Raw genomic sequence first — 21,567 nt, 5'->3', positions numbered from 1 at the left:
CCCGCCGGCCTCTTCCGAAGGATCCCTCATGAACCGTTTCCCCCCTCTGCTCGCCGCGGCCCTCGCTCCGCTCGTGATCGCGGGCGTTCTGTTCGGCGGCACCCCCGCGGCCTCTGCCGCGACCGACGACGTCACCTGGACCGTGCGCACGGCGTCGAACGAGCTCGGTGCCGATCGCACGAACTTCTCCTACGCGCTGAACCCCGGGGCCCACCTCGACGACGGCCTCGTCATCGCGAACCGCGGCACCGAGGCCGTCGAGCTCGACGTCTACGCCGCCGACGGGTACACCACCTCGACGGGGGCCGTCGATCTTCGTCTCGCCGCCGAGGAACCGGTGGGCGTGGGCAAGTGGATCGTCGTTCCGCAGCATCACGTGTCGGTGCCCGGCGGGCAGACCGTCGAGGTGCCCTTCACGATCGACATCCCCGCCGATGCCACCCCCGGCGACTACGCCGGTGGCGTCGTGACCTCGCTCACCGTGGCCGATCAGACGGCGAACGTCAACGTCGACCGCCGTCTCGGTATCCGTGCCGGTATTCGCGTGGGCGGCGACCTGGCCCCGGCCCTCGCGGTCGACGATCTCCGCGTCGACTGGGACGGAGGCGCCGTGCCGTTCCTCTTCGGGGACGCCACCGTGCACTATCGCCTCCACAACGCCGGTAACGTCTCGCTCACCGCGACCGACGCCGATGCCGTCGCGGGCCCCTTCGGCTGGGGCGAGGTCGACGCGATTCCCGGTGACGCGGCCCCGGTCCTGCTCCCGGGAGAGTCCTGGCAGCGGGACGTGCGCGTTCCGGCCGTCGCCGCGATGGGGATGGTGTGGGCCTCGGTGACGGCGACGCCCACGGTGACCGATGCCTCGGGATCGACCACGGATCTCGACCCGGTCGTCGCCTCGGCGACGGGCTGGGCCGTGCCGTGGCCGCTCCTCGTCGTTCTGCTGCTCATCGTCGCTGCGGCTGTCTTCGGTCCCCGCTGGCTGCGCGACCGTCGTCGTCGTCGACAGGATGCCGAGGACGCCCGCGTCGCCAAAGCCGTGGCGCGTTCGCTCGCAGAGAAGGAGGCCGTTCCCACCGTGTCGGCGGGGCCGCTCTCGTAGTCCTCCGAGGGGTGCCGGCCACCCGGGTGTGGATGAACCGGCCGCCCGCTCGCAGAGGTCCCCTCAGGCGGAGTGCACGGCGGACACGCCGCGTCCCGGTGCCGCGGCCCGGTGTGTCCGCCGTTCGACTCCGCCCGGCGGCACGTCGCGGCGCTTTACAGCGCGTCGACCACCCGCGACGCCAGGCCCGCGTAGGCGGCGGGCGTCAGGGCGAGCAGGCGCTCCTTCGCGGCATCCCCGATGTCGAGGCCGCGCACGAACTCCGCCAGCTCGGGCCCGCCGACGCGGCGTCCGCGCGTCAGGTCCTTCAGCAGGGCGTAGGGGTCGGTGATCTGCGAGCGGCCGGCGGCGATCTCGGCGCGCACGACGGTCTGGATCGCTTCGGCGAGCACTTCCCAGTTCACGTCGAGGTCGGCGAGCAGCACGTCCTCGGCGAGCGAGATCTCGGTCAGGCCGCGCTGCAGGTTGTCGAGAGCGAGCAGGGAGTGCCCGAACGCGACGCCGATGTTGCGCTGCGTCGTCGAGTCGGTCAGATCGCGCTGCAGGCGGCTGGTGACGAGGGTGGACGCCAGGGTCGAGAACAGCCCGCCAGCGATCTCGAGGTTCGCCTCGGCGTTCTCGAAGCGGATCGGGTTGATCTTGTGCGGCATCGTCGAGGAGCCCGTGGCGCCGGCGACGGGGATCTGCGTGAAGTAGCCGAGCGAGATGTAGGTCCAGATGTCGGTCGCGAGGTTGTGCAGGATGCCGCCCGCGTGACGCGCGCGGTCGTAGAGCTCGACCTGCCAGTCGTGCGACTCGATCTGCGTGGTGACCGGGTTGAAGCCCAGGCCCAGCGACTCGATGAACTCCCGCGTCAGCGACGGCCAGTCGACGTCGGGCTCGGCGGCGACGTGCGCCGACCAGGTGCCGGTCGCGCCGGAGAACTTCGCGAGGTACTCCCCGGCATCCAGCTGACGGATGACGCGCTCCAGGCGCCACGCGAAGACGCCGATCTCTTTGCCCATCGTCGTGGGCGTGGCGGGCTGGCCGTGCGTGCGCGAGAGCATCGCGGCGTCGCGGTGCTGCACGGCGAGCTCGGCGAGAGCGGCCGTGACCGCGCGCAGCTTCGGCAGCCACACGCGCTCGACCGCGCGCTGCACGGTGAGGGCGTAGGCGGTGGAGTTGATGTCTTCGCTGGTGCACGCGAAGTGCGTGAGCTCGGCGAGCCCCGTGAGCCCGAGGGTGTCGAGGCGGTCGCGCACGAGGTACTCGACGGCCTTGACGTCGTGGCGGGTGACCGCCTCTTTCTCCTTGAGCCACGCGATCTCGTCGGCGCCGAACTCCTCGTAGAGCGCGCGGAGCTTCGCGCGGTCGGCGTCGGAGACCGGCGAGGTGCCGAAGAGCGAGCGGTCGGTGAGGGCGAGCAGCCACTCGACCTCGACCTCGACGCGGGCGCGGTTCAGGCCCGCCTCCGACAGGTAGTCGCCGATCTCGGACACGGTGGCGAAGTACCGACCGTCGAGGGGGCTGAGGGGCTGCGGAGGCAGAGAGGACACGGGTCTCCCGGGGGTCGCGCGAAAGGGTCAGCCCGCGGAACGGATGGCGGGCTCGAGCTGCCGGAACAGGGCGCGGCTGGCGCGTTCGATCATACCGAGCACCTCGTCGAACATCGGGGGGCCCGCGTAGTACGGATCGGGGACGTCGAGGGTATCGGCATCCGGGACGAACGACTGCAGCAGGGTGATCTTGTCGGCCGCATCGTCGTCGCGTGCCCAGCCGCGCAGGACGCGCTCATGGCTTCGGTCGAGGGCGACCACGAGGTCGTTGCGCTCGAAATCGGCGTACTGGAACTGCCGGGCGCGATGCGCGGACCCGTCGTAGCCGAGGCGTTCGAGAGCTTCGAGCGTGCGGTGGTCGGCGCGCTCGCCCACGTGCCAGTCGCCGGTACCGGCGGACGACGACGCGACATGCGCTCCGAGCCCGGAGGCATCGGCGAGATGGCGGAAGACCACATCGGCCATGGGGGAGCGGCAGATGTTGCCGCTGCACACGAACACGACGCGGAAGGGCGCGTCGGCACTCGCGGTCATCCCTCCATCATGGCGGGGACGAGGCGCGACCGCACGCCTCGATTCCCGGCGCAGGAGGCGGAGCCCGTCGAAGCATCCGGGTGGATTCGGGTCCCGGTCCCTTCGACGGCCTCGGGGACCTCGGTGGTGCGAGGCGGTCTCACCGCATCAGCGGCGTGAACGCTCGTCTCGACGAGGGCGCAGGATGCCGCCGAGCACGGCGTTGATGATGCCGATCAGCAGCGCCGCCACGACCGTGAGCCAGAACTCCCCGGTGCGCAGGCCCCAGTCCCAGTTCGACGTGATCACGGCGGTCAGCCACAGGAGGAAGCCGTTGATGACGAGCGAGATGAGTCCGAGCGTGAGGATGTACAGCGGGATCGCCACCACTTTGACGACCGTCCCGACGATCGTGTTGACGAGGGCGAAGATGAGCCCCACCAACAGCAGGGTGAGGGCAACCTGCAGCCACTCCCCGGGTGCGAAGGGGATCAGCTGCACCTGCAGAGCGGGAAGCAGTGTGACGATCCAGATGGCGAAGGCGTTGACGGCGACGCGGACGACGAAGCGCATGCTCCCACCCTGGCACGGGCCCCCTTCGCCGCGCAGGGGCTTGCGACAGATCCCGGCGAAGGCACTGACGCTTCCACCTGCCCCGCGGTTAGGCTCGCGGGGTGAGTGAAGAGCCGGTCCTCCCCCGTATCCGCCCCGAGATCGCCGCGCTGCCGGCGTACCGCCAGGGGCGGCAGGCCAGCGCCGACGCGTTCAAGCTGTCGAGCAACGAGAACCCCTTCGACCCGCTCCCGGGCGTGCTCGAGGCGATCCAGGCGGCATCCGGCATCAATAGGTATCCGGATGCCACGGCCGCCCGCCTCCGCGAGCGTCTCGCCGCACGGCACGGCGTCTCTCCCGACGACGTGCACGTCGGTGCCGGCAGCGTCTCGCTGCTCGCTCAGCTGCTCCTCGCCACGTCGGGGCCGGGCGACGAGGTCGTCTACGCCTGGCGCTCGTTCGAGGCCTACCCCTCGCTCGTCGCCGTCGCGGGGGCCACGAGTGTGCAGGTGCCGCTCACGGCGGAGTCCCGGCACGATCTTCCCGCGATGGCCGCGGCGATCACCGAGCGCACGCGCCTGGTGATCGTGTGCAGCCCGAACAACCCCACCGGCCCCACGGTCACGCACGACGACTTCGCCGCGTTCGTCGACGCCGTGCCCGCCGATGTGCTGATCGTGCTCGACGAGGCCTACGCCGAGTTCGTCACCGACCCCACCTCGGTCGAGGGAGACCGCGTGCGCGCGATCATCGCCCGTCCGAACATCGTCGTCCTCCGCACCTTCAGCAAGGCGTACGGCCTGGCCGGGCTGCGCGTCGGCTACGCCATCGGGCACACGCGGGTTCTGGATGCCGCGCGCAGCACCGCGATCCCGCTGTCGGTCACGGCGGCCGCCGAGGAGGCGGCGCTCGCGAGCCTCGCCGTCGAATCGGAGCTGCTGGAGCGCGTGGGCGTGATCGCCGAGCGACGCGACCGTCTCGTCGCACGTCTGCGTGAGGCGGGCTGGTCGGTCCCCGACGCCCAGGGGAACTTCGTGTGGCTGCCCGCGGGGGAGCGCACGCTCGATATCGCCGCGGCCTTCGAAGACGCCGGTCTCGTCGTGCGTCCGTTCGCCGGCGACGGCGTGCGCATCTCGATCGGTGAGGAAGAGTCGCTCGACCGCATCGTCGAGGTCGCCGCGGCGCACCGCTGACCCGCGGTGGCTTCGACGGGCTCAGCCACCGCGGCCCGCTTTGTCGATGATGGATGCCGAATCGCGGCATCCGTTGTACACCTCATGCGGTCGCGGGCATAGGACGAGCATTAGCGTGGGAACATGACCCCGCTCGACGATCCCGCTCTCGTGCGCGTTCTGGCAGCCGACGGCACGCTGGCCCCCACGCCCGCCGCCGAGCGCTACCTGCCGCTCATCGACGCCCTCACCGACGCCGAACTCGAGACGTTCTACCGCGACATGGTCTCGATCCGCGCGTTCGACGTGCAGGCCACCAACCTGCAGCGTCAGGGACAGCTCGCCCTGTGGCCGCCGTCTTTCGGGCAGGAGGCCGCGCAGGTCGGCTCGGCCCGCGCCGCCCGCGCGCAGGACCACATCTTCCCCTCGTATCGCGAGCACGTCGTGACCCGTATCCGTGGCGTCGACCCGCTCGACATCATCCGGCTCATGCGCGGACTCACCCACGGCGGGTGGGACCCGACCGACCCGAAGAACGGCAACACGCACATCTACACGCTCGTGCTCGGCGCCCAGACGCTGCACGCCACGGGCCTCGCGATGGGGCTCGTCTTCGACGGCAAGAGCGGCACGGGCGACCCCGAGCGCGACGAGGCCGTCATCGTCTACTACGGCGACGGCGCCTCGAGCCAGGGCGACGTGCACGAGGCGATGGTCTTCGCCGCGAGCTTCCAGACCCCCGAGGTCTTCTTCCTGCAGAACAACCAGTGGGCGATCTCGGTGCCCGTCGCGACGCAGTCGCGCTCGCCGCTGTACAAGCGCGGCGAGGGGTACGGCATCCCGAGCCTCCAGGTCGACGGCAACGACGTGCTCGCCAGCTACGCCGTGTCGAAGACCGCCCTCGACGAGGCGCGCGCAGGCTTCGGCCCCCGCGCGATCGAGGCGATGACCTACCGCATGGGCGCGCACACCACCAGCGACGACCCCACGAAGTACCGCACGTCCGACGAAGAGAAGGCGTGGGCCGGTCGCGACCCGATCGCCCGCATGCGCGCGTACCTCGAGGGACGCGGCGCCTCGCAGCAGTTCTTCGATGACGCGGATGCCGAGGGCCGCGCGCTCGCCGACGACGTGCGCGTGCGCACCAACGAGCTCGGCTCGATTCCGCGGGCGCACATGTTCGAGAGCGTCTACTCCGAGGCCCACGCGCTGATCGCCGAGGAGCAGCGCTGGCTCGACGACTACGAAGCGTCGATGGAAGGGGGCGCGCAGTGACCGAGAACCTCCCGATCAGTCGCGCGCTGAACGCGGGCCTGCGCCGCGCGCTCGAGACGAACGACCGCGTCCTGCTCATGGGCGAGGACATCGGCCCGCTCGGCGGCGTGTTCCGCGTGACCGAGGGCCTGCAGAAGGACTTCGGTCCCCGGCGCGTCATCGACTCGCCCCTGGCCGAGTCGGGGATCGTCGGCACCGCGATCGGTCTCGCGATGGGCGGCTTCCGCCCCGTGCTCGAGATCCAGTTCGACGGCTTCGTCTTCCCCGCCTTCGACCAGATCACCTCGCAGCTGGCGAAGATCACGAACCGCCACGAGGGTGCGGTGCGCATGCCCGTCGTCATCCGCATCCCCTACGGCGGACACATCGGCGCGGTCGAGCACCACCAGGAGAGCCCCGAGGCGTACTTCACGCACACCGCGGGTCTGCGCGTGGTCAGCCCCTCGAACGCGAACGACGCCTACTGGATGATCCAGCAGGCGATCGATTCGCCCGACCCGGTCGTCTTCCTCGAGCCCAAGGCCAAGTACTGGCAGAAGGGCGAGGTCGACCTCGAAGCTCCCGCCCTTCCGCTGCACGCGAGCCGCATCGTCCGCCGCGGCACCGACGTGACCCTCGTCGGCCACGGCGCGATGGTCACGACCCTGCTGCAGGCGGCGGCGCTGGCCGAGAGCGAGGGGACGAGCTGTGAGGTCATCGACCTGCGCTCGCTGTCGCCGGTCGACTACGGTCCGCTGCTCGACTCGGTGCGCCGCACCGGCCGCATGGTCTACGCGCAGGAGGCGCCGGGCTTCACCTCGCTCGGCTCCGAGATCGCCGCGACCGTCATGGAGAAGGCGTTCTTCGCGCTCGAGGCGCCGGTGCTGCGCGTGTCGGGGTTCGATGTGCCCTTCCCGCCCGCGAAGCTCGAGGGCACGTACCTGCCCGACGCCGACCGCATCCTCGAGGCCGTCGACCGGTCTCTCGCGTACTGACCCGCTCTTCCTCTCCCCGCCATGAACCGCGAGACTGCATCTCGCTGACGAAACCGCGACAGCCCGTCACCGTTTCGTCAGCGGAATGACGTCTCGCGAGCAAAGGACACCACCGTGACCGAGCAGACCTTCGTCCTCCCCGACGTCGGAGAAGGCCTCACCGAGGCCGAGATCGTGCAGTGGCGCGTCGCCCCGGGTGACACCGTCGCCGTCAACGACGTGATCGTCGAGATCGAGACCGCCAAGTCGCTCGTCGAGCTGCCGTCGCCGTACTCCGGCACGGTCGGCGAGCTGCTGGCATCCGAGGGCTCCACGGTCGAGGTCGGAGCGCCGATCATCACGATCGGAGCAGCGGATGCCGCCGCCCCGGCGCCGGCCGAGCCCGTCACCGTTCCGGAGCCCAGCGACCCCGGCGGGGCCGTGCTCGTCGGCTACGGCACCGGTGGCGCCGTGTCGTCGCGGCGGCGCAAGCCCGCCGAGCGCCCGGTGAAGGCATCGGTCGGTGTCGTCGCCAAGCCCCCGATCCGCAAGCTCGCGCGCGACCTCGGGGTCGATCTGTCGGCCGTGACGCCCAGCGGCCCCGCGGGCGAGGTCACCCGCGACGACGTCGTGAAGCACGCCGAGCAGGCGAGCGTCTTCCGCAACATCGAGACGCCCGAGTGGGGCACCGTGCGCGAGGAGACGATCCCGGTCGCCGCTCCCGCGGCGCCCGCGCCCGTGGCATCCGCCCCCGCCCCGGCCGCCGATGCCCGCGAGGAGTCGATCCCTGTCCGCGGCGTCCGCAAGGCCACCGCCAACGCGATGACCTCGAGTGCGTACTCGGCCCCGCACGTGTCGGTGTGGGTCGATGTCGACGCGTCGCGCACGATGGAGCTCGTCAAGCGCCTGAAGGCCTCACCCGACTTCGCCGACGTGAAGATCTCGCCGCTGCTGATCATGGCGCGTGCCGTGATCTGGGCGCTGCGCCGCACGCCGATGATCAACGCCGCCTGGGTCGACACCGAGGACGGCGCGCAGATCTCGGTGCGTCACTACGTCAACCTCGGCATCGCCGCCGCGACCCCCCGCGGCCTGCTCGTGCCGAACATCAAGGACGCGCAGGCGATGAACACGCGCGAGCTCGCCAAGGCGCTTGAGCACCTCACCCTCACCGCGCGCGAGGGCAAGACCAGCCCCGCCGACCAGACCGGCGGCACGTTCACGATCACGAACATCGGCGTGTTCGGCGTGGATGCCGGCACCCCGATCATCAACCCCGGCGAGGCCGGCATCATCGCCCTCGGCGCGATCCGGCAGAAGCCCTGGGTCGTCGACGGCGAGGTGCGCCCGCGCTGGGTGACCACTGTGTCGGGTTCGTTCGATCACCGCGTGGTCGACGGAGACGGGATCTCGCGGTTCATCGCGGACGTGGCATCCGTTCTGGAGGAGCCGGCGCTGCTGCTGGACTGAGGGACGGGAGACTCTCGCGAGCACCGGCTGGCCGCAGCCAACGTCGGGGCCACACGAAGTGCATCGTGCTGAGGCAGAACACGGCCCATCCTGAGACGAGGAACTGCCAGCCGTCCACGCCCGGCGAACCTGCTTCTGCTCCCGCCCGGGCGAGAACCACACCGACGATCAGGACGATGAAACCTCCCACGGCGCCGATCAGCGTGTACTCGCCGTGCGACAGCCACCACCGCCGAATCGGCGGGACGAGCCGGACCGGCAACCCGATCACCAGGCCGATCAGAGCCGACGGGATGGCCACGATGATCGGCAGGATGACCATCCCGATGAGCGTGAGCACCCCGTCGTACTCCGTCCACATCCCCCAGAGTGACGCTGCCGCCCCGACGCCGACGACCGCGCCTCCGCCGAAGACGTTGAGCAACGCCAGAGCGCGGGTGCTCTCGCCCCAGGGCGGCGGAGTCCAGGCTCCTACGGGGGTTTCTGCGGGGCGACCGGCTTCCATATCGTGATCCTGGCAGCCCGGAGGCGACAGCGTTCGCCGATACTTCGACGGCGCCGCATTCGTCTTGTCGCGTCATCGCTCCGAGGGCGACGTGCGCCATGAACGCGGCGTGGTGGCGGGCGACGCCGATATAGTGAAGCGCATTCACTAGGCATCGCCCCTCCATCGCCCGTCCGGGAAAGAGAGCCCCCATGTCCGACTCCCCCGACATCGCCATCGTCACGGGCACCGGAAGCGCCGACGGCATCGGCGCCGCGACCGCGCTCCTGCTCGGTCAGGCGGGCATGCGCGTGGTCGTCACCTCGACCACCGAGCGCATCCAGGAGAGGGTCGCCGACCTCCGCGCGGCGGGCATCGACGCTCGGGGCGTGGCCGCCGACCTGACGGTGCAGGACGGGGTGGATGCCGTACTCCGAACGGCGCGAGAAGCGTTCGGCGAGCCGACGGTCCTCGTCAACAACGCCGGCATGACCTCGGTCTCTCAGGCGGACTCGCCCGCCGCGATCGACGACATCACGATCGACCAGTGGCTGACCTCGCTGGACCGGAACCTCACCACCGCCCTGCGCATGACGCGCGCCGTCGTCCCCGCGATGCGCGCGGCCGGATACGGGCGCGTCGTGAACATGGCATCCCTCTCCGGGCCCGTCATGGCGTACACCGGTGACGTGGCGTACCACGCGGCGAAGGCCGGCATGCTCGGGCTCACCCGGGGCGCGGCGGTCGACGTCGCGGCATCCGGGATCACCGTCAACGCGGTGGCGCCCGGGTGGATCGCGACGCCGTCGTCGAGCGAGCACGAGATCGCGATGGGGCGCGCGACGCCCGTCGGGCGATCGGGGACCCCTCTCGAAGTCGCGGCTGCGGTGGCCTTCCTCGCGAGCCGGGGAGCGTCGTACATCACGGGTCAGCTGCTCGTCGTCGACGGGGCGAACTCCATCAACGAGGAGCGCGGGGCGTAGGGGTCATTCGGGCAGCGAAGCGCGCCTCCCGCTCGGGTTCTCGCGCGTCGGGATGAGAAGCGCCAGCACGAGCGCGACGGCCGCGGCACCGATTCCCAGCAGGAACGACACGTGGAACGCCTCGGCCGTGGGGATGCGCGTGTCGCCGTCGCCGGTCGAGAGCGTCGCGAGGACGACACCGACGATTGCGGCCGCCGTGCTCGTGCCGAGGGACCGGGCGAGGGCGTTGAGCCCGTTCGACGCGCCGGTCTCGCTGGGTGGGACGGCGCGCATGATGAGCATCGGCATGGCGGCGTAGCCGAAGCCGATACCGAAGCCGATGAGGATGTTGGCGACGACGAAGTGCCACACCTCGGTGGAGAAGAAGAGGCTGAAGCCGTACGCGAGGATCAGCGAGATCGACCCGGCGACGAGCAGCACTCGGGGGCCGATCGTGCGGGCGAGGTTGCCCGAGATGGGGGAGAGCACCATCATCACGAGCCCGGAGGGCATGACCACGAGGCTCGCGGCCAGCAGTGACAGCCCGAGGCCCACACCCGTCGCGAGCGGCAGCTCGAGCATCTGCGGGTAGGCGACGTTCGAGGTGAACAGGGCGAAGCCCATCGCGACCGAGGCGAGGTTGGTGAGCAGGACGGGGCGGCGCGCGGCGACCCGAAGGTCGAGGAGGGGGTTCTCGACGCGCAGCTCGTACCAGCCCCAGACGAGGAGGATCAGGATGCCGCCTCCGGCGAGGCCGAGAGTGAGCGGCGACGTCCAGCCCCAGGTGTTGCCGCGCGAGACGGCCAGAAGGACGCCGATCAGGCCGATCGCGAGCCCCACGGCTCCGAGGTAGTCGAAGCGCCCCGCCGTGCGCAGCACGCTCACGGGAACGATCCACACAACGAGCGCGAAGACGACGGCGCCGAGCCCGCCCGCGATCCAGAACAGCCAGTGCCAGTCGGTGTTCTCGGCCACGAGGGCGCTGATGGGCAGGCCCAGGGCGCCGCCCACCCCGAGCGTCGCGCTCATCAGCGCGATCGCGCTGTCGACGCGGTTCTCGTGCAGCACGTCGCGCATGATCGAGATGCCGAGAGGGACCACGCCCACCACCGCGCCCTGCAGCGCGCGGCCGATGATCAGGCCGATGATGCCGCCCGAAACGGCAGCGATCACCGACCCGGCGATCATCACGGCGAGGAGCACCAGCACCATGCGGCGTTTGCCGTACATGTCGCCCAGCCGGCCGGCGATCGGCGTGAAGACGGCCGCCGCGAGCAGCGTGGAGGTCACGACCCAGGCGGTGTCGTCGCGGGAGGCGTTCAGCAGCGTCGGAAGCTGCGACTGAATGGGCACCACGAGGGTGAACATGAACGACGAGCACAATCCCGCGAGGGCCAGGACGGCGACGACCGCCCCCTGGGGCGGCATCCGGGTGAGTCTTCTTCGCGCGTTCTCGTCCCGTGACATCGTTCCCCAGGCTATCTGCGGCTCGGAGGGGGCGGGTCGTCGCGCGGCTTCTGAGCGCGATCCGGCGAGGGGGCTGAGCCGGTTGTTCCGGCATGACACCGCGTGACGACTTGTGACCGCCCGTAACGCCCCGACTTTGGCATCCGCTCTGCGCATGTTCACGTGGAGTCATGACTTCACGCACCACCACGCGCCTGGCCACGATCCTCGGCGCGAGCACCGCAGCCCTTCTCCTGACCCTCACCGGGTGCGCCGGGGGAGCGGCATCCGCAGGCGACTCCTCGCGCATCGTCCTCGGTGCCGACGACGGCAATGAGGCGCACTGGACGGTGCTGAAGCAGAAGCTCGCAGGCGAAGGCATCGACCTCGAGGTGCGCACGATCAACGACGGCGTGCAGCTCAACCAGGGCGTGCAGGACGGCGAGCTCGACGTGAACCTCTTCCAGCACCTCATCTACCTGTCGCAGTTCAACGTCGAGAACAACGGCTCGCTCGTGCCCGTCGGCGCCACCGCCGTGTACCCGCTCGCGCTGTACTCGGAGCAGTACAAAGACGTGAAGGACCTGCCCGAGGGTGCCAAGGTCGCGATCCCGAACAACCCGACCAACCTCGCCCGCGGCCTGCTCAACCTGCAGACGGCCGGTCTCCTCACGCTGAAGGACGGCGGCACCGCGCTGTCGACCCCGGCCGACATCGTCACGAGCAAGGTCGAGCTGCTTCCGGTCGACACCAACCAGACCGTGACCGCTCTCAGGGACGGGAGCGCCCAGGCCGCGATCGTCAACAACACGCAGGCCCAGAAGGGCGGGCTCGGCGACGAGCTCATCATCTTCAAGGAAGACCTGAACAACCCGCAGCTCGCGCCCTACATCAACGCCTTCGTCACCCGCGACGACAAGAAGGACGACCCGCGCTGGGCGAAGCTCGTCGAGGCCTACCACTCGCCCGAGGTCGAGGCCGCGGTGACCGAGCTCAACCAGGGCAACCTCCAGTTCAAGACGGAGTGGACCGGCGCGCAGTTGCAGGACGAGCTGACCAGCCTCGAAGACGCCCTCAAGGCCCAGAAGGGATGACCGCGGTCATCGAGCTGCGGGGCGTCACCAAGAGCTTCCGCACCGATCGCCGCACCTCCTCCACCGCCGTCGACGACGTGTCGCTGATGGTGGAGGAGGGCTCGATCGTCGGTGTCATCGGCTACTCCGGGGCGGGCAAATCGACTCTCGTACGCCTGTTGAACGGCCTCGAGAAGCCGACATCGGGCACCGTCGAAGTGCTGGGCGTGAACGTGGGGGATGCCGGTGAGGCGACGCTCCGCGACCTGCGCCGCCGCGTCGGCATGATCTTCCAGCAGTTCAACCTCTTCTCCTCGCGGACGGTCGCCGCCAACGTCGCCTATCCGCTGAAGGTGGCGGGCTGGAAGAAGGCCGACCGCGACAAGCGCGTCGCCGAGCTGCTCGATTTCGTCGGGATCGGCGACAAGGCGCGGCAGTACCCGCGGCGGCTGTCGGGCGGGCAGAAGCAGCGCGTGGGCATCGCGCGGGCGATCGCGACCGACCCGCGCATCCTCCTCGCCGACGAGGCGACGAGCGCCCTCGACCCGCAGACGACCGCCGAGGTGCTCGACCTGCTCCGTGAGGTCAACCGTCGCCTCGGCATCACCATCGTCGTCATCACGCATCAGATCTCGATCGTGCACGAGCTGTGCGATCAGGTCATCGTGATGGACGGGGGCCGTGTCGTCGACAGCGGCGACACGTACCGCGTCTTCGCGCACCCCCGCGCCGAGCTCACGAAGCGGTTCGTCGCCGCGGTGACCCAGGGCGTGCCGGGGGGCGAGGCGCTGTCGGCGCTCGCCGCGGGCGGGGGCGAGCTCGTCAGCGTCGAGGTGAACGAGTTCACGAGCGAAGACGTGTCGGAGGTGTTCCACCGCCACGGCGCCCGCCACTCGGTCGTCTACGGCGGCGTCACCGACGTGCTCGGACGCCAGCTCGGCACGCTCACGTACCGCGTGCACGCCGACGACATCGACGCGATCGTCGCCGACCTCGCGGCGCACACCGACGTCGTGCTGCCGGCGAGGGAGGTGCGCGCGTGAACAAGTGGGACACCCTCACCCCGGTGCTGCTGCAGTCGATCGGCGAGACCGTCTACATGGTCGCCGTCTCGCTGCTCATCGCGGGCGTCGCGGGGCTGATCATCGGCGCCCTGCTGTACGCCACGCGGCCGGGTAACCTCTTCGAGAACCGCGTGGTCTTCTTCGTCGCGAACCTCGTGATCAACCTCATCCGGCCGATCCCGTTCATCATCTTCCTCACCGCCGTGGCCCCGGTCACGCGCGCGGTGACGGGGACCACCCTGGGGACGGATGCCGCGATCGTGCCGATCACGATCATGGCCACCGTCGTGATCGCCCGCGTCGTCGAGCAGAACCTCGTCGCCGTCGACCCGGGCACCGTCGAGGCCGCCCGCGCGGTCGGTGCGCGACGAATCGGCGTCCTGTTCGGCGTGGTGATCCCGGAGGCGCTGGCGCCGCTCATCCTCGGCTACACCTTCATGTTCATCGCCGTCGTCGACATGTCGGCCATGGCGGGCTACATCGGCGGCGGCGGCCTCGGAAACTTCGCGATCATCTACGGCTACCAGCAGTTCAACGCGCAAGCGACTTGGGTGACGGTGGCGATCATCGTGGTCATCGTGCAGGCCGGTCAGCTGCTCGGCAACGCGCTCGCGCATCGCATTCTCCGGCGGTGAGGTGCGCTCGCGAGGTCGCCGTTTCCTGCCGCCGTCCTTGCGGATGCCACCCCGCACACCGCGTCGGCACCCTCTAGAGGTGAGTTTGAGAACGGTTATCACTCGCTTTAGAGTGAATGTCATGACCCGACGCCTCCTCGCCCCTCTCGTCCTCGGTGCGGCCTCCGCGCTCGCTCTCGCCGGCTGCGCCGGCGCGTCGCCCTCGGCCGATACGACCGCGACCGCGGACGGCAAGGTGGCCGTCGTGGCATCCACCGACGTGTACGGATCGATCGCCGAGGCGATCGGCGGCGACTTCGTCGACGTGACGTCGATCATCACCTCGCCGACGCAGGACCCGCACGAGTACGAGGCGAGCGCGCAGGACCAGCTCACTCTGAAGAACGCGGGCCTCGTGATCGAGAACGGGGCGGGGTACGACTCGTTCATGGACGGACTCATCCAGGCCAGCGGGACGACCGCTCCCGTCATCACGGCGGTCGATTACAACCACGACTACCCGGGAGCCGAGTCGCACAGCGACGGAGCCTCGCCTGCGCCGAGCGAGAGCGGCGACGGCCACGACCACGCGGACGGCGACGGCCACGACCACATCGAGGGCTTCAACGAGCACGTCTGGTACGACCCGCACACCATCGAAGACCTCACCGAGGCGATCGCCGGCGAGCTCGGGAAGCTGTCTCCCGACCACGTGGCGGACTTCACCGCCAACGCCGACGCGTTCACCCAGCAGATCGCCGGTCTCGAGGACTCGCTCGGCCAGATCAAGGCGAAGGATGCCGGAGCGAAGATCTTCGTGACCGAGCCCGTGCCGCTGTACCTGACGACCGCGGCCGGCCTCGACAACGCCACCCCCAACGAGTTCAGCGAGTCGGTCGAAGAGGGTCAGGACGTACCTCCGGCCACCCTCCTCGAATCCCTCCAGCTGCTCGATTCCGGCCAGATCAAGGTCATGATCGTCAACCCGCAGACCGGCGGTGCCGAGGTGACGAAGGTCCAGGACGAAGCGAAGTCGAAGAACATCCCGGTGATCGAGTTCACGGAAACGCTCCCCGAGGGTCAGACTTACATCTCGTGGATGCAGAGCAACATCACAGCGCTGAGCGACGCGCTGGCCGCGTGAGCGCAGCGGCACCGCTGCGCATCCACGGCGCCGCCCTCGAGCGGGGCGGACGAGAGCTCTGGGCCGGGCTCGACCTCGAGGTCGAGCCCGGCGAGCTCGTCGCGGTGCTCGGCCCCAGTGGTTCCGGGAAGACCACGCTCCTGCGTGCGATCCTCGGCCTCGAGCGCTTGAGCACCGGGTCGATCGAGGCGCTCGGCGAACCCGTGCGCCGAGCCGGCAACCGCCACATCGGCTACATCCCGCAGCAGCGCCCGCTCCCGCGCGAAACGCCCCTGCGCGGTCGCGACATCGTCGGGCTCGGGGTCGACGGCCACCGTCTCGGTCTCCCGCTCTCGCGCAAGAAGGACCGCGCGCGCATCGACGAGCTCCTGGCGGCCGTCGGAGCCACCGCTTTCGGCGATCGGCCCGTGGGGCTCCTCTCGGGCGGCGAGCAGCAGCGCCTGCGCGTGGGTCAGGCCCTCGCCGACGACCCCGCCCTCCTGCTCTGCGACGAGCCGCTCACAAGTCTCGACCTCGCGAACCAGCAGGCCGTCGTCCGGCTCATCGACCGGCACCGCCGTGAGCGCGACGCGGCCGTCCTGCTCGTCACCCACGACATCAATCCGGTGCTCACGCGCGTCGACCGCATCCTCTACATCGCGAACGGTCGCTTCACCCTCGGCGCGCCCGACGAGGTGCTGACGACGGAAACTCTGAGCGCTCTCTACGGTGCCCCCGTCTACGTGGTGCGCGCCGGCGGACAGCTCATCGTCGTCGGAGCCCCGGATGCCGATGAGGCCCACCACCATCACCACGACGAGGATCACGCATGAACTGGTCCGACGTCGGCAATGCCCTCTTCGGGGGCGTGAGCCAATACGGGGCGATCCTCGAGCTGGTGCAGAACTCCGTCTACGCGGGGGCCGTCCTGGGGCTCGTCGGCGGTCTGATCGGCGTGTTCGTGATGCAACGCGACATGGCCTTCGCGGTGCACGGCATCAGCGAGCTGTCGTTCGCGGGGGCCGCCGTCGCCCTGCTGATCGGCGCCGACGTGGTCTCGGGCTCGATCGTGGGTTCGTTGATCGCGGCGGCGTTGATCGGCGTCCTCGGCGCGCGTGCCCGAGACCGCAACTCGATCATCGGTGTGCTCATGCCGTTCGGTCTGGGTGTCGGCATCCTGGCGCTGTCGCTGTACAACGGACGCAGCGCCACCCGGTTCAGCCTGCTCACCGGGCAGATCGTGTCGGTTCAGAGCGGACAGCTCGGGTGGCTCGTCGCGATCGGGGCGGTCGTGCTGGTCGCCCTGCTGCTGATCTGGCGCCCTCTGCGGTTCGACTCGCTCGACCCGCAGTCGGCGGCCGCCCGGGGAGTGAACACCACCGCTGTCTCGCTCATGTTCATGCTGCTGCTGGGACTGATCGTCGCCGTGGCGGTCCACATCATCGGGGCGCTCCTCGTGATGGCCCTGCTGGTCACTCCGGCCGCAGCCGCCATGCGGGTGTCCTCCGGACCCCTGTCGGTCCCGGTGCTCGCGGCGCTGTTCGGGTTCGTGTCCGCGGTGGGCGGCGTGCTGCTCGCGGTGGCGGGGACCCTCCCGGTCAGCCCCTACATCACCTCGATCTCGTTCCTCATCTACCTCGTGTGCCGCGTGATCGGCGCCCGCCGGGACCGGACGACGCGAGCCGCGTAGAGCGCCCAGCCGATTCACCGGTCACCTGGCTAAACTCGGGGCCATGGTCCAGCGCAACACGTGGCAGCGAGAACGGGTGCGCGAAGCCCTGTCCGGTGCGGGCGGCTTCGTCAGCGCCCAAGCGCTCCACGCGACCCTGCGCGATGAGAACACCGGCATCGGCCTGGCCACCGTCTACCGCACCCTCGCGGGGATGGCCGCCCAGGGTGACGCGGACTCCCTGCAGAGCCCCGAGGGCGAGAACCTCTTCCGCGCGTGTGAGACCCGCGGTCACCACCACCACCTGATCTGCCGTTCGTGCGGCGTCGCCGTCGAGATCGCCGCGACCGACGTCGAGGAGTGGGCCCAGCGAACCGCCGCGCAGCACGGCTTCACCGAGGCCGAGCACGTGGTCGACATCTTCGGCATCTGCGCCGACTGCGCCCGCGCGCGGGCCCGTGAGCGTGGCGACGAGTAGTCGCACCGCGACGCCGTCGCCGCAGCGCACCGGCGCCTCCCGCACTCTCGTCGCTCTCGGCCTGGGTGTCGTCGTGGTCGCGGCGCTCTTCTTCGTCGACGTCTTCGCCCCGACGTTCTTCTCCCAGCCGCTGCCCACCCGCGCGCAGGACGGGCTGACGCTCGCCCTCAGCGTGCTGATCGAGTCGCTGCCCTTCGTCGTCCTCGGCGTGGTGCTCTCGATCATCGTGCAGGTGTGGGTGCCCCCGGGGGCGATCGAGAGATGGATGCCGCGCGCGCCGTGGGCGCGCCGAGCGGTGCTCTCCCTTCTGGGCATGTTCATCCCCGTGTGCGAGTGCGGGAACGTGCCCTTCGCCCGTGGTCTGCTCATGCGCGGCTTCGGTGTCTCCGACACCCTCACCTTCCTGGTCGCGGCCCCGATCGTGAACCCGATCGTGATCATCAGCACGCACGCCGCGTTCGGCTTCAGCGATGGCATCCTCGTGGCGCGCCTCGTCGGCGGCTTCCTGGTCGCCAACCTGATCGGCTGGCTGTACAGCCGGCATCCGGATCCCGACAAGCTGCTCACCGAGCGGTTCCTCGAGACGTGCGAGATCGTGGTCCAGGAGCGCGGCGACCGCGGTCGGCGCACGCTCGCGCAGCTCGTCGTCGAACTGCGCTCGGTCATGCCGGCGCTCATCATCGGCTCGCTGCTGGCGGGTGCGGTGCAGGTGCTCATCCCGCGGAGCGCGCTGCTGGCGATCGGGTCGGACCCGGCGCTGTCGATCGCCGCGATGATGGCCCTCGCGATCGTGGTCTCGCTGTGCTCGAACGTCGACGCCTTCTTCGCCCTGTCGTTCGCGTCGACGTTCACCCCGGGCTCGATCGTCGCCTTCCTCGTGGTGGGGCCGATCATCGACCTCAAGATGATGGCGCTGCTGCGCACGACGTTCTCCACCCGCGTACTCGTGGGGATGACAGTGGTCGTCGTGCTGTTCGCCTTCTCGCTCGGAACGGTGGTGAACCTCCTTGTCTAAAACCGGTGCCCTCGCCACCCGCTGGCTCGGAGTGGGCCTCACGGCGTGTCTGTCGATCACGACGATCACCCTGTGGGTCACGGGGCGGATGTCGCTCTACATCAACCCGGATTCGGCGTGGTTCGCCGTCGGGATGTCGATCGTCGCGCTCATCGGTGCGATCGCGTCGTTCGCCCTCCCGCTCGGGGCGGAGGCCGATCACGGGCACGACCACGAGCACGGCCACGCGCCCGCGGCGGCGTCCGCGCGTCGCGAGGCGTTCGCGCATGCCGATCACACGCACAGCGACCCCGCCGACGCTCACGACCACGCCGCGCACGACCACCTCGCGGCCCGCCCGCGTCTGACGCCTGCCGGCATCGCCGCGTTCACGGGCGGCGTTCTCGCCTCGACCGCCGTGGTCGCCGTGCTTCTCACCCCCGCGGCCTCGCTGTCGACCGAGCTCGCCGTCTCGCGCGACGTGGGCGCCGCGCCCCTCTTCGCCGGGTCCGACGTGATCACTCTGGCCGCGTCCGGCGACACCTCGAAGTTCGGTGTGGGCGACTGGTCGGCGGTCTTCGCGCACGCGACCAACCCCGAGACCTTCGACGGCAAACCGGTCACCCTCACCGGGTTCATCACGCCGGGCGGCGACGGTGCGACCTTCGACCTCACGCGACTGGTGATCACGCACTGCGTGATCGACGCGCAGACAGCGCGCCTCCCGATCGCCGCGACGGGGGATGCGCCGGCGAGCGGGCAGTGGGTCACGGTCACGGGCACGGTGCGATCCAGCGGCGACGGCAAACTCGAGGTTCACGCCGAGCAGGTCGCGGCGATCGACGAGCCGGCGGACCCGTATGAGTATTGAGGCGCGGCGCCGGGGCGGTGCCGACTCTCGTCGGGCACGCGCGCGACGACGACAGGGTCGCGGGTACCTTCTCGCTTTCGGCGCGGTGATGCTCGCCCTCGTGCTCGTGGGCGGTGTCGGAGGTGTGGTCGCCGTCGCGCAGGGGCCCCGCGTGACGGATGTGCAGGTCGACCCGGCGGCCGGGATCGCGGCATCCGGATCCCGGGTCATCCTCACCACGACGCAGTCGCTCGAGAAGGTCGACGCGTCGCAGGTCCAGGTCGACCCTGCCACGCCCTTCACCGTCGACACGTCGGGGCGCAGCGTGGGGATTCGATTCACCCTGCCGCTGCGCGACGACTCCGACTACACCGTCACCGTGAGCGACGTGAAGGGGCTCGGCGCCGGCCCCGGGTCGACCCTCACCGAGACGTTCCGCACGCCGCCCCTGCAGGCCTACCTGATGCAGCGTGGCACCCCCGAGGGCGACACGATCTTCCGCACGGACCTCGAGGGGAAGGCCGGGCTCCCGGTGTTCACGGACCCCCACATCGAAGACTTCCGGACGACCGCGAATCACCTCGTCATCTCGACGCGCGACGGCGACGACGCCCGCGTGATCGTGACCGACCTGGACGGCAACAACCCGCGGGACGTGACGCTCCCCGGCCCCGGCTTCGTCTCGAACCTTCAATCCGCCGACAGGGGCGAGCGGTTCGGATTCACTTTCTCGGATGCCACCCTCGGCGCCGCGGGCGGGCGCGAGAGCCGCCTCTTCACGGCGTCGGCCGCGACCGGGGACGCCCCGGTCGAGGTGGGGCTCAACGGCGGAGACGTCCGGATCGCCGACTGGCGTTTCGTGCCCGACACCGACAGCATGCTCGTGCTCACCTTCGACTCGCGTCTCCTGCTGACCGACGCGGTGGGCGGGAACGCCGCCCCGCTCGGAAGCGCGGTGGCGATCGACGGCATCGCGCGGGGGTCATCGGTGGCGATCGTCGAGCGCATCGAAGGGGTGCGCGAGATCAACCTCACCGACGGGTCGGAGCAGGAACTGGTGCAACCCGTGGATCCTCCCGGGACGCCGGGACGTGCGACGCCGGTTCCCGGACTCGGCGCCGGAACCGTCCGCTCCTTCGCCGACATCGGCCCCGACGGGGCGTACCGGTCGACCATCGTCGGCCACGTGGACACCGACGGATCGGTGCGGAAGCTTCTCGACGTCCCCGGGACCGACACCGTGCTGCAGACGTGCGTCTCTCCGAGTGGGCGCTACGCGGCGGTGCTGGTGGCCCCTCAGGCCGTGAGCAATCCCTTCGACCGCTACCAGCTGCCCCTCCCCGGCAAGCTCCTGACGCACCTCGTCGAGCTCGACACCGGTCAGGAGCTCGTCGCGTTGCAGGGCTTCGACCTGTCGTGGTGCCAGGTTCCTCCGGGATGACGCGTTTCGCGACCCGGAGCGATCTCTCGGCCCTGCCGGTGGAGGTCGCGCCGCTGCTGCTCGGCGCCGTGCTCGAGACCGAGGTCGAGGGGGAACGGGTCGCCGTCCGCCTCACCGAAGTGGAGGCGTACCACGGACTCGGCACGGGCGACCGGCCCGACCCGGGTTCTCACGCGCGCATGGGTCCCACGGCGCGCAACGCGACGATGTGGGGCGAGCCCGGTCATCTGTACGTCTACCTGAGCCACGGCATCCATTCCTGCGTCAACGTCGTGTGCGGCCCGGCAGGGGTGGCGGGTGGGGTACTCCTGCGCGGAGGCGAGATCGTCGAGGGGGCGGACATCGCCGAACGGCGCCGTCTCGAACGACGGGGCGCCGTGCGTGCGGGGCGCGATCTCGCGCGCGGGCCGGGTCGTCTGGGCGACGCGGTGGGGCTGCGCCATCCGCGACACGACGGGATCGACCTCGTGACGGGCGAGGTGCGCGCGGGCGCACGGGCTCGGCTGCGATGGCCGGACGAGCCGGTCGGCGCCGTCGCGACGGGACCGCGCGTGGGGGTGGCGGGGATCGCCGGCACCGCGGCGTTCCCCTGGCGCTTCTGGATCGAAGGGGATGCCACGGTGTCGGCGTTCCGCTGGGGGCGCGGCGCCGCGGAGGCGGCGGGGAGTCAAGTCGACACGCCGACCGTGCTAGACTGACCCCTTGTCTGCGCGCACTCCAGCACGCAGTTCGCATCCCTCCTCCTGATCCCGGCTTTCCGTCGTGCTCAGACGGGGTGCAGACAAGGGATCTTGGGT

At 70.3% G+C, this 21,567-nt stretch carries 22 protein-coding genes; 17 read left to right on the top strand and 5 right to left on the bottom strand.

What is annotated here, in order from left to right; genetic code table 11:
* Positions 1-28: 28 nt before the first annotated feature.
* On the top strand, positions 29-1,102 hold the full coding sequence (locus NS220_RS01855) for a WxL protein peptidoglycan domain-containing protein (RefSeq protein ID WP_058622405.1): 1,074 nt from the start codon (positions 29-31) through the stop codon (positions 1,100-1,102).
* A gap of 155 nt (positions 1,103-1,257) precedes the next feature.
* Here the strand turns inward: NS220_RS01855 and purB are convergent, their stop codons facing one another.
* The 3 genes from purB to NS220_RS01840 all read right to left on the bottom strand — a co-directional run bounded on the left by purB (position 1,258) and on the right by NS220_RS01840 (position 3,723).
* Complete coding sequence (gene purB, locus NS220_RS01850) at positions 1,258-2,637, bottom strand: adenylosuccinate lyase (protein ID WP_058622404.1); 1,380 nt, start codon at positions 2,635-2,637, stop codon at positions 1,258-1,260.
* Positions 2,638-2,664: 27 nt separating this feature from the next.
* A complete protein-coding gene (locus NS220_RS01845) occupies positions 2,665-3,171 on the bottom strand; it encodes a low molecular weight protein-tyrosine-phosphatase (RefSeq protein ID WP_058622403.1) in 507 nt (168 codons plus the stop codon).
* Positions 3,172-3,318: 147 nt separating this feature from the next.
* Positions 3,319-3,723, bottom strand: coding sequence for a phage holin family protein (locus NS220_RS01840; RefSeq protein ID WP_058622402.1), 405 nt, complete (start codon positions 3,721-3,723; stop codon positions 3,319-3,321).
* Between the two features lie 101 nt (positions 3,724-3,824).
* Here NS220_RS01840 and NS220_RS01835 point away from each other — a divergent pair, with 101 nt between their 5' ends.
* The 4 genes from NS220_RS01835 (at position 3,825) to NS220_RS01820 (ending at position 8,572) form a co-directional block, all read left to right on the top strand.
* The gene (locus NS220_RS01835; RefSeq protein ID WP_058622401.1) at positions 3,825-4,895 is read left to right on the top strand and encodes a histidinol-phosphate transaminase; all 1,071 of its coding nucleotides are present in this window, start codon (positions 3,825-3,827) and stop codon (positions 4,893-4,895) included.
* Positions 4,896-5,018: 123 nt separating this feature from the next.
* The gene (locus NS220_RS01830) at positions 5,019-6,149 is read left to right on the top strand and encodes a thiamine pyrophosphate-dependent enzyme (protein WP_058622400.1); all 1,131 of its coding nucleotides are present in this window, start codon (positions 5,019-5,021) and stop codon (positions 6,147-6,149) included.
* On the top strand, positions 6,146-7,123 hold the full coding sequence (locus NS220_RS01825) for an alpha-ketoacid dehydrogenase subunit beta (protein ID WP_058622399.1): 978 nt from the start codon (positions 6,146-6,148) through the stop codon (positions 7,121-7,123). Before NS220_RS01830 ends, NS220_RS01825 begins: the two co-directional genes overlap by 4 nt.
* Before the next feature lie 114 nt (positions 7,124-7,237).
* Positions 7,238-8,572, top strand: coding sequence for a dihydrolipoamide acetyltransferase family protein (locus NS220_RS01820; protein WP_058622398.1), 1,335 nt, complete (start codon positions 7,238-7,240; stop codon positions 8,570-8,572).
* On the opposite strand, the gene NS220_RS01815 is transcribed toward NS220_RS01820, so the two are convergent.
* On the bottom strand, positions 8,520-9,077 hold the full coding sequence (locus tag NS220_RS01815) for a hypothetical protein (protein WP_153004108.1): 558 nt from the start codon (positions 9,075-9,077) through the stop codon (positions 8,520-8,522). The two genes, NS220_RS01820 and NS220_RS01815, sit on opposite strands and share 53 nt — an antisense overlap.
* Positions 9,078-9,268: 191 nt before the next feature.
* Between NS220_RS01815 and NS220_RS01810 the strand changes: the two genes are divergently transcribed.
* Positions 9,269-10,039, top strand: a complete 771-nt coding sequence (locus NS220_RS01810; RefSeq protein ID WP_058622396.1) for an SDR family NAD(P)-dependent oxidoreductase — start codon at positions 9,269-9,271, stop codon at positions 10,037-10,039.
* A 3-nt stretch (positions 10,040-10,042) separates the two neighbouring features.
* On the opposite strand, the gene NS220_RS01805 is transcribed toward NS220_RS01810, so the two are convergent.
* Positions 10,043-11,446, bottom strand: a complete 1,404-nt coding sequence (locus tag NS220_RS01805; RefSeq protein WP_058622395.1) for an MFS transporter — start codon at positions 11,444-11,446, stop codon at positions 10,043-10,045.
* A gap of 209 nt (positions 11,447-11,655) precedes the next feature.
* Between NS220_RS01805 and NS220_RS01800 the strand changes: the two genes are divergently transcribed.
* The 11 genes from NS220_RS01800 (at position 11,656) to NS220_RS01750 (ending at position 21,468) form a co-directional block, all read left to right on the top strand.
* A complete protein-coding gene (locus tag NS220_RS01800) occupies positions 11,656-12,558 on the top strand; it encodes a MetQ/NlpA family ABC transporter substrate-binding protein (RefSeq protein WP_058622394.1) in 903 nt (300 codons plus the stop codon).
* A complete protein-coding gene (locus NS220_RS01795) occupies positions 12,555-13,580 on the top strand; it encodes a methionine ABC transporter ATP-binding protein (protein WP_058622393.1) in 1,026 nt (341 codons plus the stop codon). The genes NS220_RS01800 and NS220_RS01795 overlap by 4 nt, the downstream gene beginning before the upstream one ends.
* Positions 13,577-14,236 (top strand): methionine ABC transporter permease, encoded by a 660-nt coding sequence (locus tag NS220_RS01790; protein ID WP_153004107.1) that lies wholly within the window; start codon positions 13,577-13,579, stop codon positions 14,234-14,236. The genes NS220_RS01795 and NS220_RS01790 overlap by 4 nt, the downstream gene beginning before the upstream one ends.
* Before the next feature lie 121 nt (positions 14,237-14,357).
* Positions 14,358-15,359: a metal ABC transporter solute-binding protein, Zn/Mn family gene (locus NS220_RS01785; protein WP_058622392.1), complete on the top strand. Its 1,002-nt coding sequence runs from the start codon at positions 14,358-14,360 to the stop codon at positions 15,357-15,359.
* Positions 15,356-16,171, top strand: coding sequence for a metal ABC transporter ATP-binding protein (locus tag NS220_RS01780; protein ID WP_058622391.1), 816 nt, complete (start codon positions 15,356-15,358; stop codon positions 16,169-16,171). Before NS220_RS01785 ends, NS220_RS01780 begins: the two co-directional genes overlap by 4 nt.
* Positions 16,168-17,028 carry a metal ABC transporter permease gene (locus NS220_RS01775; RefSeq protein ID WP_058622390.1) on the top strand — a complete coding sequence of 287 codons (861 nt, stop codon included), beginning with the start codon at positions 16,168-16,170 and terminating at the stop codon, positions 17,026-17,028. The genes NS220_RS01780 and NS220_RS01775 overlap by 4 nt, the downstream gene beginning before the upstream one ends.
* Before the next feature lie 43 nt (positions 17,029-17,071).
* Positions 17,072-17,485: a Fur family transcriptional regulator gene (locus NS220_RS01770; protein WP_043361219.1), complete on the top strand. Its 414-nt coding sequence runs from the start codon at positions 17,072-17,074 to the stop codon at positions 17,483-17,485.
* Positions 17,466-18,500 carry a permease gene (locus tag NS220_RS01765; RefSeq protein ID WP_058622389.1) on the top strand — a complete coding sequence of 345 codons (1,035 nt, stop codon included), beginning with the start codon at positions 17,466-17,468 and terminating at the stop codon, positions 18,498-18,500. The genes NS220_RS01770 and NS220_RS01765 overlap by 20 nt, the downstream gene beginning before the upstream one ends.
* The gene (locus tag NS220_RS01760) at positions 18,493-19,350 is read left to right on the top strand and encodes a TIGR03943 family putative permease subunit (protein ID WP_058622388.1); all 858 of its coding nucleotides are present in this window, start codon (positions 18,493-18,495) and stop codon (positions 19,348-19,350) included. The genes NS220_RS01765 and NS220_RS01760 overlap by 8 nt, the downstream gene beginning before the upstream one ends.
* Positions 19,351-19,438: 88 nt before the next feature.
* Positions 19,439-20,770 (top strand): hypothetical protein, encoded by a 1,332-nt coding sequence (locus NS220_RS01755; protein WP_242864498.1) that lies wholly within the window; start codon positions 19,439-19,441, stop codon positions 20,768-20,770.
* Positions 20,767-21,468 carry a DNA-3-methyladenine glycosylase gene (locus NS220_RS01750; protein WP_058622386.1) on the top strand — a complete coding sequence of 234 codons (702 nt, stop codon included), beginning with the start codon at positions 20,767-20,769 and terminating at the stop codon, positions 21,466-21,468. Before NS220_RS01755 ends, NS220_RS01750 begins: the two co-directional genes overlap by 4 nt.
* Positions 21,469-21,567 lie beyond the last annotated feature (99 nt).

This window comes from Microbacterium testaceum (assembly GCF_001476655.1).
Taxonomy (GTDB): domain Bacteria; phylum Actinomycetota; class Actinomycetes; order Actinomycetales; family Microbacteriaceae; genus Microbacterium; species Microbacterium testaceum_C.
Note: the sequence above shows the minus strand (reverse complement) of the source record. Positions and strands in the feature narration are given on the sequence as shown.